Annotated in this window: 9 protein-coding genes and 2 tRNA genes; 8 read left to right on the forward strand and 3 right to left on the reverse strand. The window is 33.0% G+C overall.

What is annotated here, in order from left to right; genetic code table 11:
• The first annotated feature begins 46 nt into the window (after positions 1–46).
• Positions 47–754, forward strand: a complete 708-nt coding sequence (gene pepE / locus ACM55K_RS05710; RefSeq protein WP_416849279.1) for a dipeptidase PepE — start codon at positions 47–49, stop codon at positions 752–754.
• Between the two features lie 59 nt (positions 755–813).
• On the opposite strand, the gene ACM55K_RS05715 is transcribed toward pepE, so the two are convergent.
• Positions 814–886, reverse strand: a tRNA-Gly gene (locus ACM55K_RS05715).
• Positions 887–934: 48 nt separating this feature from the next.
• Positions 935–1007, reverse strand: a tRNA-Gly gene (locus ACM55K_RS05720).
• 171 nt (positions 1008–1178) lie between these two features.
• Here ACM55K_RS05720 and ACM55K_RS05725 point away from each other — a divergent pair.
• Both ACM55K_RS05725 and ACM55K_RS05730 read left to right on the forward strand, forming a co-directional pair.
• On the forward strand, positions 1179–1625 hold the full coding sequence (locus ACM55K_RS05725) for a GNAT family N-acetyltransferase (RefSeq protein ID WP_416849280.1): 447 nt from the start codon (positions 1179–1181) through the stop codon (positions 1623–1625).
• Positions 1618–3204: a L,D-transpeptidase family protein gene (locus ACM55K_RS05730; RefSeq protein WP_416849281.1), complete on the forward strand. Its 1587-nt coding sequence runs from the start codon at positions 1618–1620 to the stop codon at positions 3202–3204. The genes ACM55K_RS05725 and ACM55K_RS05730 overlap by 8 nt, the downstream gene beginning before the upstream one ends.
• Here ACM55K_RS05730 and ACM55K_RS05735 read toward each other — a convergent pair.
• Positions 3193–3915: a murein L,D-transpeptidase catalytic domain family protein gene (locus ACM55K_RS05735; protein ID WP_416849282.1), complete on the reverse strand. Its 723-nt coding sequence runs from the start codon at positions 3913–3915 to the stop codon at positions 3193–3195. The two genes, ACM55K_RS05730 and ACM55K_RS05735, sit on opposite strands and share 12 nt — an antisense overlap.
• A 188-nt stretch (positions 3916–4103) precedes the next feature.
• Here ACM55K_RS05735 and ACM55K_RS05740 point away from each other — a divergent pair, with 188 nt between their 5' ends.
• From ACM55K_RS05740 to ACM55K_RS05760, 5 genes are all read left to right on the forward strand, one after another.
• The gene (locus ACM55K_RS05740) at positions 4104–6497 is read left to right on the forward strand and encodes a DUF5916 domain-containing protein (protein ID WP_416849283.1); all 2394 of its coding nucleotides are present in this window, start codon (positions 4104–4106) and stop codon (positions 6495–6497) included.
• Positions 6498–6690: 193 nt separating this feature from the next.
• Complete coding sequence (locus tag ACM55K_RS05745) at positions 6691–9108, forward strand: DUF5916 domain-containing protein (RefSeq protein ID WP_416849284.1); 2418 nt, start codon at positions 6691–6693, stop codon at positions 9106–9108.
• Between the two features lie 141 nt (positions 9109–9249).
• On the forward strand, positions 9250–10767 hold the full coding sequence (gene gpmI / locus ACM55K_RS05750; RefSeq protein ID WP_416849285.1) for a 2,3-bisphosphoglycerate-independent phosphoglycerate mutase: 1518 nt from the start codon (positions 9250–9252) through the stop codon (positions 10765–10767).
• Positions 10768–10918: 151 nt separating this feature from the next.
• Complete coding sequence (gene map / locus ACM55K_RS05755; RefSeq protein WP_416849286.1) at positions 10919–11737, forward strand: type I methionyl aminopeptidase; 819 nt, start codon at positions 10919–10921, stop codon at positions 11735–11737.
• Positions 11737–12570, forward strand: a complete 834-nt coding sequence (locus tag ACM55K_RS05760) for a class I SAM-dependent methyltransferase (RefSeq protein ID WP_416849287.1) — start codon at positions 11737–11739, stop codon at positions 12568–12570. Before map ends, ACM55K_RS05760 begins: the two co-directional genes overlap by 1 nt.
• The last annotated feature ends 6 nt before the right edge of the window (positions 12571–12576 follow it).

Genomic DNA, 12576 nt, shown 5'->3' on the forward strand with positions numbered 1-12576 from the left:
AATTTTATACCTTTAACACAAACTATTTTTTACAAGAAAAAACGCAATGAAAAACATACTTATCGCCAGTACATCTACCCTTCATGGCGGGGACTATCTAGACTATTTATTACCTAAATTAAGTTTACATTTTCTAAATTGTAAAACGATACTTTTCATCCCCTATGCTCGTTCAGGTGGCATTTCACATGAAGAATATACCTCTAAAGTTGCTTTGGCTTTTTCCAAAATAAATAAAACCGTAAAAGGAATTCATGAATTTGAAGATGCAGCTGAAGCAATCCAAAATGCAGAAGGAATTTTTACTGGTGGCGGTAATACTTTTTTATTGGTTTCGCAATTGTATAAAAACAAAATCATGGTCGTTCTTGCTGATACCGTTAAAAAAGGGACTCCTTATTTAGGAACAAGTGCCGGAAGTAATATTTGTGGACTGACGATGCAAACCACTAATGACATGCCTATTATTTATCCGCCGAGTTTTCAAACATTGGGATTAATTCCTTTTAATTTGAATCCGCATTATTTAGATGCTGATGAACAATCAACACACATGGGTGAAACGCGAGAAACACGAATCAAAGAATTTCATGCTTTTAATACTATTCCTGTTTTAGGATTACGAGAAGGAAGCTGGTTAGATGTTCAAGGCGAAAAAACAACTTTAAGAGGCAATTTATCGGCGAGACTTTTTAGACAAAACCAAGCTCCTGAAGAATTAGAAAGCGGAAACGATTTGAGTTTTATAAAATAAGTCGGAAACGAATTGATACTAAATAAAAAAGCCGAAACAATTAAGTTTCGGCTTTGAAGAGCGAAAGACGAGGCTCGAACTCGCGACAACCAGCTTGGAAGGCTGGAGCTCTACCAACTGAGCTACTTTCGCATGACAAAATTTAAATAAAAAACCTCAAACCAAAATTTGAGGTTTTAGAGCGAAAGACGAGGCTCGAACTCGCGACAACCAGCTTGGAAGGCTGGAGCTCTACCAACTGAGCTACTTTCGCATTAACAACGGTGCAAATATAAATAATAATTCTGCTTCAATGCAAGTTTTTTTTCTGAAAAATCATAAACTTCTCCTCACATTCTTTTTTAATAAAGCATCTGTAAATCATAAAGAATTTATTATGAAAATATTATACCTTTATTAAGCCGAAAAAAATCTTTGAAAAAAAATGCAAAACATCAAACAAATCTCTGCATTGGAGACATTTCTAGTAAGACATCCTGTCCTTCGAGCCGACAAATCCACAGATAATTGTCATTTCGATGGCGACAATTTAGAAACTACTATTCATTTTGGTTTGCTTGACCAAAATAATCTGATTGGTGTTATTTCACTATTCGAAGCAAAAAATAATTTATTTACTGCAGAAAAACAGTTTCAAATTCGGGGAATGGCGGTTTTGAAAGAATATCAGAAAAAAGGTTTTGGCGAAAAACTCATTCGCAATTCCGAGAAACATTGTTCAGACCAAAACGTAAATTTAATTTGGTTAAATGCCAGAAAAGAAGCAATTCATTTCTATGAAAAAATGGGATATCAAGTAAAAGGGTTGCCTTTTGAAATAAATGGAGTTGGAGAACACGTTATCATGTTTAAAACAATGAATAGTGAATAAATTATTTCCAATACTGTTATTATGCATCGTGATTAGTTGTAAAAAAGAAGCACTAAAAAGCGAAGTGGTCTTAGAAAAAGAGGCTTCAAAACCCCGTGTTCAACCTGAAGGGAAATCAATTAAAATTGACTCTGCTTTACTAATTTCCTTTGAGAACAAAATACTCACTGATTTCTATAAATCGACTGGATATAGAACCGTTTGGCAATCTGACAAGAAGAGAAAAATAATTTTAGAGGAACTCCTCAAATCGGAAGAAGAAGGATTAAATCCAGAAGACTACAAAGTCAAAGCATTAAGTAATTTCGAAAAAAATTTAGTAACTCTAGACTCTGTAGATCTAGCTAAATATGACATTTTACTGACCTCTAGTTTACAAAAATACATTTCACATTTAACTAAAGGAACATTAGACCCAAGAAAATTATATAAAAACTGGGACTTAAAAGAAAACCACATTGATCTAAATGAAACGGTTGTCCAATTGTTGAACAGCGATTCGTTAATCTATAAAATAGAACAATTAAAACCCAATCATCTTGTTTACAAAAAATTAAAAAAAGCACTTAAACTAATTAGTACTTTCCCCAAAGAAAACTTTAAAAATTTAAAAATTGCAGGAAACATTACTCCAAATGACACTAATCCTTCCCTAATTGATATCAAAAAAAGATTGATTTATTGGAAAGATTTACAACTTAAAGATAGTTTGACACCAGTTTATGACGAAGAAACGGTAATGGCGGTAAAAAGGTTTCAAACTCGTCATGGTTTAGCTACTGACGAAATTATTAGAGAAGCAACAATTGCTTCACTCAATTTTTCAAAACAACAACGGATCCATCAAATCATTGCCAATCTCGAACGCTGGAAATGGTATCCAAAAGAGATGGGAAAAGAATACGTAATCATAAATATCCCAGACTATAAATTGACATTAGTTAAAGACAAGGATACATTGAGAACACACAGAGTAATCGTGGGAAGAGCAAAAAGAAAAACACCAATCCTAAGTTCAAAATTAACTCAGGTCGTTTTTAATCCCACGTGGACAGTTCCGCCAACTATTCTAAGAGAAGATGTTATTCCGGCTATTTTAAAAAGCCGAAGCTATTTAACAAATTCAAACATTAAAGTATATGATAGTAATGGGAGAATAGTAGATCCTTATGAGTGGCAATTATCCCAAGCCGAAACGTATCGCTATATTCAAAGTCCGGGAACTTTTAACTCGCTCGGCATGGTAAAAATTATTTTTCCAAATCGCTTCTCTGTTTATTTACATGATACAAATCACAGGGATTATTTTGACAAAATAGATCGTTCGTTGAGTTCCGGTTGCGTCAGAGTTGACAATCCACTAGAATTAACAGAATATTTACTGAACGACCCAGTCAATTGGGATCTGGAAAAAATCACAACCATATTACAAAACGAAAGAACAAAATTTGTCAAAATAAAGGAAGATGTTTCCTTTCATTTATTGTATTGGACAGCTTGGAGTGAAAACAATAAATTGATTTTCAGAGATGATATTTATAATCTTGATGCCAATTTGTATAACAAATTAAGAAACTAACTCTGAAGCCAATTTAAAAGCTCTTGAAGGGTGATAAATAAATAAACATGATTTGTTTTTTATTGTACTGATAATTTCTTTAGATAATTCTACTGGTACAGCTGGACAGCCTTGACTTCTTCCTAATCTATGATTGTTTTTTATAAATGAATTAGAAACATATTCTGCTGCATGCATAACTACACCTCTTGCTCTTGCATTGTCATTAACACCTTTTTCTAAGCCATCTAATTTTAGTGACATTCCATGTTTACCACTATAGATTTCACCTGTTGCATAAAAACCTAAACTACTTTTATAAGATTCCGCTGAATTTGAAAAAGTAGAGGCAAATTCATCACCAGTATTTCTTCCATGTGCAACAAGAGTATTGAACAAGATTTCGCCAGTTGCCAAGTTAATTACCCAAAGTCTTTTAGAATTGGATGACAAACTAAAATCGACTAACGTTAAAATGTCTTTCTGGATTAAACCTTTTTCTTTCAACAAATAGTATCCTTTTAACGCTTCTGAAAAACTTTCTAATTTAGGCAGAAGAAATTCATTGGAATGTAAATTATTATAAGCCATTTCAATATTGGCTTCAACGCTAGATTTTACCGTTTTGGCATAAACAACAGACTTAACAGTCTTTGACTCAGAAAAACTTGCTTTGCTCGGTGAGAACGAAAGCAGCATAAACAAAATAGCAGGAAATATCTTATAAATCATTGGTTGTCTTTAAGTTATAGATTAATTCGGGATTGCAAACGTACGTCAAAAAATAGTAATTGAAAATAATTTAACAAAACTTTAGTCCAACTATAACGGATAAGGGAGGGAAATATTGAGTAAAAATTCATAAAAAAATCACTTACTATGTTAATTTTGTTATTTTTGTTTTGATACACTCACAATTTATGTCCAAATTTCAATCTACAGCACTATTTTTTTTACTATTATATAGTTTCAATACCTATAGCCAAAAAAAGGTTCTTTTGGCAAAATCCACTACAGAAAACATCACTATTGATGGCAAAATTAACGAGGAAATTTGGGAGAAAGAATCCGTTGCTACCGATTTTATAATGTTTGAACCTGATAATGGAAGACCAATAAGTTCTAAAAAGAAAACAGAAGTTAAAGTGCTATATGATAACAATGCCATTTATATTGCTGCTTTATTATATGATGATGAACCTAATAAAATAAAAAAAGAAATTACAAACCGTGATGTTTTTGGGGTTTCGGATAACTTTTCTGTTAGTATCAACGGATTTAATGACGGACAACAAGATTTTCGTTTTTTTGTGAGTTCAGCAGGAGTTCAAATGGATTGTTTAGCAATAGAAGACAGTGAAGATTTCACTTGGGACGCTATTTGGGATAGTAAAGCAACCATAACCGATTTTGGCTGGGCAGTAGAAATGAAAATCCCTTATGCAGCGTTACGATTTTCAAATGCGGAAAAACAAACTTGGGGACTGAATTTTATGCGTGAAATAAAACGAGACAATCAAAAATACACTTGGAATCGCGTGGACACAAAAATTGGTGCTGTAATTCCGCAAGCAGGTATTCTAGAAGGAATTAAAAATATAAAAACACCGACCAGACTTTTCTTTATTCCCTATTCATCTGCCTATTACCAAGAAAATGATATTGCTTCAGGAACTACATTTAAAGCTGGTTTAGATATAAAATATGGCATCAACGATTCCTTTACATTGGATGCCATTTTAGTACCTGATTTTGGACAGACAAAATTTGACAATGCTATTTTGAACCTTGAACCCTTTGAACAAAAGCTAGATGAAAACCGACCTTTTTTTACAGAAGGTACCGATTTGTTCAATAAAGGAGGATTATTTTATTCCAGAAGAATTGGTGGAGCTCCAAGCACAGAACCCACAATTGATGCTAATGAAGAAATCATAAATTACCCAAGTACTGTTAATTTACTAAATGCTGTAAAAGTTTCTGGACGAACAGAAAAAGGTTTAGGAATTGGTCTTTTGAATGCTGTTACAAAAAAAACATACGCTACTATTCGTGATAATGATACGAATGAAACTAGAAAAGAAGTCATAGAACCACTTACAAATTATAATATATTGGTATTAGACCAACGTTTTAATCAAAATTCGTCCGTTGCATTTGTAAACACAAATACAACTCGTAATGGTGGCTTTAGAGATGCTAATGTTTCAGCAGCATTATTCGATTTGAAAACAAAATCAAACACTTATAATTTATATGGCGATTTCAAATACAGCTCTATAAATACCATCAAAGATTACGATGGTTACAAAACAGAATTAAATTTCGCAAAAACAAGTGGAAAATATAGATATATACTTTCAGGGAAATACATTTCTAAAGATTATGATATAAATGACCTTGGAATCATTTTTTACACTAACTATAACAGCATTGCTGCAAATGGCAGTTATAGAATATTGAATCCAACAAATAAATTTAACACTTTTAAAGTTTATCAAGAATTAAGTTTAGAAACCCAAAATACAACAGGAAAAACACAGGAGGCCTATTCTATTACCCAAATAAAAGCAACAACCTTAAAAAATAATTATTTCGAATTATTTTTAAGAATAAACCCTATAAATAGATATGATTTTTATGAACCTCGGGAAGCAGGAAGATATGTTTATATTCCTAAAAGTGTTTTGGGATATGTTGCATTTGTTAGTGATCAAAACAAACCATTTACTTATGAAGCTGAAACATCAATAACTAAATTTGATGAAAATCAGAGAGCAACTTATATGTTAAATGGCGGTGTCAAATACAGATTCAACGATAAACTTTCAATAGCACATGGCATCCAATATACTCGAAAAGTAAATGATAGAGGTTGGGTAGACCAAGACAACACGGGAATCATTTTTGCGGAGCGTAACAGGGAAATATTACAAAATGACCTTACTGGAAAATATGCCATAAACAATAAAATGACGCTAAACCTAACGGCTCGTTATTACTGGTCCTATTCTGAAAATCAGGGATTCCTTACTTTACAGGATAATGGTTATTTGGTTCAAAATAATGCGTATTCATTAAATAAAAACAGGAATTTTAATTCCTGGAATTTTGATTTATCGTATTCTTGGTGGTTTGCCCCAGGCAGTGAAATCTCTATTTTATACCGAAACTATGCACTCGAAAGTACTCGAAATGTTCAAAAAGAGTTATCAACTAATTTCAAAAATGTTTTTGACAGTAACCTGACTAATATTTTTTCAATTAGTCTTCGCTATTTTATTGATTATAATGTGGTGAAAAATAAATTTTAAAGTTTTTTGCAACTTGCCACTTTGTCAAAATAAAATTCAAAAACAATCGTTTTTCAACTCTATGAAATAGACTTAATAATGTGACTCTTGCTTTTTTTTTCTAAAAGCTGTAACAATTTGTTAAAAACTCAGTCTATTATTGAAATTATATTTTCGCATCGCTTTATCATCAATCACATCAATCAAAAAAATCATGAGAAAAATACTTTTCCTAAGTTTCCTCTTGTTTTCATTTCTTGGCTACAGCCAAAAAAAAGTGTTACAAACTAAATTCATTCCCAATAATATAATCATAGACGGAAAACTGGACGAAAACACATGGAAATCTCTCCCGGTAGCAAAGGATTTTATCATGTTTGCACCAGATAATGGAAAGAGTATTCCTGAAAATAAAAAAACAGAAGTAAAAGTTTTATATGACAATGACGCTATCTATATAGCGGCGGCAATGTATGATGACGAGCCTAATAAAATAATGAAAGAAATAGCACAAAGAGATAACTTTGGTGCTTCGGACCTTTTTGGAGTTTTTGTAAATGGTTTTAATGACGGGCAGCAAGATTTTCAATTTTACGTGTCCGCATCTGATGGACAAGCTGATTGTATTACGACCGACACTAATGGAGAAGATTATTCATGGGACGCCGTTTGGAAAAGCAAAGCTACTATTACCGATTTTGGCTGGATTGTAGAAATGCGAATTCCGTATGCCGCTTTGAGATTTTCAGGTGAAAACAAACAAACTTGGGGGCTCAATTTTTTCAGAGAAATAAAACGTGATAAACATAAATACAGTTGGAATTTTATTGATTCAAAAATTGGGACTTTTACACAACAAACCGGAGTTTTGGAAGGAATTGAAAATATAAAAACACCTACCAGACTGTTTCTTTTACCGTATTCTTCTTTTTATGTAAATGCAAATTCACAGCAAAAAACATACGGAACAATCAAAGGTGGTCTGGATATAAAGTATGGCATAAACGATGCTTTTACACTTGATGCTATTCTTATTCCTGATTTTGGCCAAACAAAATATGATGATCAGATTTTAAATTTAGGTCCATTCGAACAACAATTTAATGAAAACAGACCTTTTTTCACCGAAGGAACCGATTTATTCAGCAAAGGAAATTTACTTTATTCGAGAAGAATTGGAGGAAAACCTTCAAATTATCCAGCTACTGCAAGTGATGAAAAAATTATTGACAATCCATCAAGCGTTAATCTTATCAATGCCTTAAAAGTATCCGGCAGAACAAAAGATGGTTTGGGAATAGGAATCTTAAATGCCGTTACTGAAAAAACGTATGCGTCAATACAAAACAATGATACTCAAGAAATAAGAAAAGAACTGGTGGAACCATTAGCAAATTATAATGTTTTGGTTCTGGACCAGCGCTTTCGAAAAAATTCCTCAATTTCATTTGTGAATACTAATGTTACCCGAAACGGGAGTTTTCGTGACGGAAATGTTTCTGCATTAGTTTGGGATTTAAACACAAAGAAAAACACCTATAATCTTTCCGGAAATTTTAAATACAGTTACATAAACGACACTGAAGACAAAAAAGGAACTGCGACATCGTTAAACTTTGCTGAGACTTCTGGAAAATACAGATATAGTTTAGGAACAGAAATTCTCTCAAAAAATTTCGACAACAATGATTTAGGAATCAATTTTGAAACCAACTATTATGCAATTTATGGAAATGTAAATTATAGGATATTAAACCCAACCAAATATTTCAATACGTTCAATACAAATATCAATATGTACACCCAGTTTCAAAAAGAGACCGGAAAAATTCAAGGCAATAATATCAATTTTAATATTAATTCAAACAATAAACAAAACCATTATTTTGGATTAGGAATAAATGCCAATCCGATCGAATCCCATGATTATTATGAGCCTAGGACAGAAAACAGGTATTTAATTTTCCCAAAACGATTTGGAGGATGGTTTATGTTTTCTTCGAATTATAATAATAAATTTGCAATTGATATAAATCCCTCATTTGCTATTTTGAGTGAACCTGGAAGAAATTCGTATGGTATCGACATAGGTCCAAGATACCGTTTCAATGATAAATTTTCATTGAATTATAGCTTTAGCTTTTTTAGACAAAACAATAACAAAGGATATATAGACAGTATAAATGATGATTTAAATTCGGTAACGCCAAACACTATCATTTTTGCCAATAGAAATGTGATTACCTACTCCAACTCTCTTTCCGGAAAATACTCCATCAACAGTAAAATGACTTTTAATCTTTCCTTGCGCCATTATTGGTCTTTTGCCGAGAACAAGAATTTTTTATCATTAGAACAAAACGGCAGATTAACGGATTATTCCAATTATACTGAAAACAAAAATTCAAGTTTTTTCTCTTGGAATGGTGATATTTCTTATTCCTGGTGGTTTGCCCCAGGTAGTGAAATTTCTATTTTATATAGAAACAATGCTGCTAATTTTCAAAGAGAAATCGACAAAGACTTTGGAAAAAAAGTTACTACTTTATTGACTAACGATCAACTAAAACATGTTTTCTCAATAAGTATTCGTTATTTTATTGATTATAACGAAGTGAAAAATAAATTCTAAGTTGCATTAATTTTAGAAAAGCTCGTTTTCTGCAACAAAATCATCATTATTTGTTATTGTTAAGTTACGAATGAATAATAGTGATTTCGATTGCTTCGAACATTTTTAGAAATGCTTTATCTTTGCTCAAAATATATTCCTATGAACAAAAAAGTAATTCTTATGATTTTGGACGGTTGGGGAAAATCTCCTGACCCTAAGGTATCTGCAATTGATAATGCCAATGTACCATTTATAAATAGCCTTTATAAAAATTACCCAAGTGCCCAACTTAGAACCGATGGCCTAAATGTAGGTTTGCCGGAAGGACAAATGGGAAACAGCGAAGTAGGTCACATGAACCTTGGTGCTGGACGAATAGTATATCAGGATTTAGCTAAAATAAATCTTGCCGTAGCACATAATACTTTGGCAAAAGAACAAGTATTGGTTGATGCTTTTACTTATGCTAAAGAAAACAATAAAAAAGTACACTTTCTAGGCCTCGTTTCTGATGGTGGTGTTCACTCCCATACTTCACATTTACGCGGTTTGATTGATGCAACACAACAATACGGATTGCAAAAAGTTTTCGTTCATGCCTTCACTGATGGTCGTGATGTTGATCCAAAATCGGGTAAAAACTACATTCAGGATTTAGAAGATTATATTGCAAATACTACCGTGAAAATAGCTTCTGTAATTGGACGTTATTATGCAATGGATCGTGATAAACGTTGGGAAAGAGTAAAACTAGCTTACGATTTATTAGTAAATGGAACTGGTACCCACACTAAAAATCCAGTTGCATCGATAATAGAAAGTTATGAAGTTAATGTAACTGATGAATTTATTCATCCAATGATTGTGGTTGATGATAACGACAAACCCATCGCTACTATTGAAGATGATGATGTTGTAATATTCTTCAATTTCAGAACGGATAGAGGGAGAGAATTGACAGAAGCGCTTTCGCAACAAGATTTCCATGAGCAAAACATGCACAAATTAAATTTGTATTATGTAACGCTAACTAATTATGACGAAACGTATAAAAACGTAAAAGTTGTTTATAACAAAGACAACATTACCGAAACCCTTGGTGAAGTTTTAGAAAAAGCGCATAAAAAACAAATTCGTATTGCCGAAACAGAGAAATATCCTCACGTGACTTTCTTCTTTTCTGGCGGGAGAGAATTACCTTTTGCTGGCGAGAGTCGCATCTTGAAAAATTCTCCAAAAGTGGCTACTTATGATTTGCAACCAGAAATGAGCGCATTTGAACTTACTGATGCTTTAGTTCCTGAACTTGAAAAAGAAGAAGTTGATTTTGTATGTCTTAATTTTGCCAATGGCGATATGGTAGGCCATACCGGAATTATGAGTGCTGCAATAAAAGCTTGTGAAGCCGTTGATAAATGTGTCGAAAAAGTAATTACAGCTGCATTAGCTCATAATTATACTACCATTGTAATTGCGGATCACGGAAACTGCGAAACCATGATAAATCCTGATGGAAGTCCTAATACTGCTCACACAACAAATCCAGTCCCAATTATTTTAGTGGATAAAGACTTAAGGGTTATTCATGATGGAGTTTTGGGTGATATTGCTCCAACTATTTTGCAGTTGATGGGCATTCAAAAACCTGAAGTTATGACGTGTCATTCTTTGTTGTAAAACATAGAAGTGATTTGGATCAAAATATTTAAATCCGATTTAAATAAAACTCAGAAAAGCTGTTCTAATTGGAACAGCTTTTTTATTATCAAATATTTGACATCAAAAGTTCTCATAAAATTGTACTTTTGCAAACTGAAAATTCGAAATTATGATTATTGTAAAATCACGTGAAGAAATAGAATTGATGCGAGAAAGCGCATTGATCGTATCAAAAACATTAGGAATGATTGCTTCTGAAATAAAAGAAGGAGTCACTACTTTATATTTAGACAAATTAGCCGAAGAATTCATTCGTGATCATGGAGCTGAACCAAGTTTCCTTGGCTTGTACGGATTTCCAAATTCACTTTGTATGAGTCCGAATGCTCAAGTAGTTCACGGAATTCCAAATAACAAACCATTAGAAAGTGGCGATGTTATTTCGGTAGATTGTGGTGCTTATAAAAATGGATACCATGGCGATCACGCTTATTCTTTTGAAATTGGCGAAGTAGCCCCCGAAACTAAAAAGCTATTACAAATAACCAAAGAATCTTTATACGTAGGAATCCGAGAATTAAAATTAGGAAACCGCGTGGAAGATGTTGGAAATGCTATTCAAAGATACAATGAAGCACATGGTTATGGTGTCGTTCGTGAATTAGTAGGACACGGAGTAGGACAAAAAATGCATGAAGATCCCGAAATGCCTAATTATGGTAAAAAAGGAAGAGGAAAGCTTTTTGTTGAAGGAATGGTTGTGGCCATTGAGCCTATGATTAATATGGGAACCCGAAACATCAAACAATTAAAAGATGGCTGGACAATCCTTACTGCCGATGGAAAACCAAGTGCCCATTTTGAACATGATGTTGCAATTATCGATGGAAAACCTGAGATTTTATCGACTTTTGGATACATCTACAAAGCATTAGGAATTGTGAGTAATGAAGAAGACGAGTTTAGAAAAATACCTTTAGTTCTATAATGAAAAAACTCTTTAAACTTATACTCAATACCATCCCCCGTCCTCTACTTATCCGTTTAAGTTACGTGGCCCGTCCAGTTCTTGCATTAGCATTAAAAGGAAATACATTTACTGATCCTATTGACGGGAAAAGTTTCAAAATGTTCCTGCCTTATGGTTACGGGACACAACGAAATAATGTGCTTTCGCCAAGTACACTTTCCTTGGAAAGACACCGTTTGTTGTGGCTGTATTTAAATGAAGAGACTGATTTTTTTAAACCTGAACTTGTTTCAGGTTCTTCAGTTACAAATACTAAAAAAATAAAATTAAGAGATACTGAAACGAATTCAGCATTAAAAGTCCTTCATTTTGCACCAGAACAAGCCTTTTATAAATTATTTCGAAATCAAAAAAACCTGGAATATACCACCACCGATTTATTTTCACCACTAGCTGATGTAAAAGCGGATATTTGTGATTTGCCTTTCGAGGACAATCAATATGATGTTATTCTTTGCAATCACGTTTTGGAACACATTCCAGATGATACAAAAGCAATGCAGGAATTATATCGAGTTTTGAAACCAGGCGGAATGGCCATTTTACAAATCCCACAAGATTTATCCAGAGCCACTACTTTTGCAGACGATACCATTACTGATCAGAAAGAAAGAGCAAAAATCTTCGGACAATACGATCATGTTCGTATTTATGGCCGCGATTATTTTGACAAATTAAGAAGCATTGGTTTTAAAGTAATTGAAGAAGATTATACTAATAAAATAGCACCGGAATTAGTAGAAAAATATTGCTTGGCGAAAGGCGAAATCATCCCTGTTTGTTTTAAATAGATTTAG

This window comes from Flavobacterium arabinosi, from assembly GCF_048158725.1.
Taxonomy (GTDB): Bacteria; Bacteroidota; Bacteroidia; order Flavobacteriales; family Flavobacteriaceae; genus Flavobacterium; species Flavobacterium arabinosi.

What these genes read in the sequence shown, in the direction of transcription:
- pepE (WP_416849279.1), top strand. Translation starts at nt 47, where the DNA reads ATGAAAAACATACTTATCGCCAGTACATCTACCCTTCATGGCGGGGAC.
- ACM55K_RS05725 (WP_416849280.1), top strand. Translation starts at nt 1,179, where the DNA reads ATGCAAAACATCAAACAAATCTCTGCATTGGAGACATTTCTAGTAAGA.
- ACM55K_RS05735 (WP_416849282.1), bottom strand. Translation starts at nt 3,915, where the DNA reads ATGATTTATAAGATATTTCCTGCTATTTTGTTTATGCTGCTTTCGTTC.
- ACM55K_RS05740 (WP_416849283.1), top strand. Translation starts at nt 4,104, where the DNA reads ATGTCCAAATTTCAATCTACAGCACTATTTTTTTTACTATTATATAGT.
- ACM55K_RS05745 (WP_416849284.1), top strand. Translation starts at nt 6,691, where the DNA reads ATGAGAAAAATACTTTTCCTAAGTTTCCTCTTGTTTTCATTTCTTGGC.
- gpmI (WP_416849285.1), top strand. Translation starts at nt 9,250, where the DNA reads ATGAACAAAAAAGTAATTCTTATGATTTTGGACGGTTGGGGAAAATCT.
- map (WP_416849286.1), top strand. Translation starts at nt 10,919, where the DNA reads ATGATTATTGTAAAATCACGTGAAGAAATAGAATTGATGCGAGAAAGC.
- ACM55K_RS05760 (WP_416849287.1), top strand. Translation starts at nt 11,737, where the DNA reads ATGAAAAAACTCTTTAAACTTATACTCAATACCATCCCCCGTCCTCTA.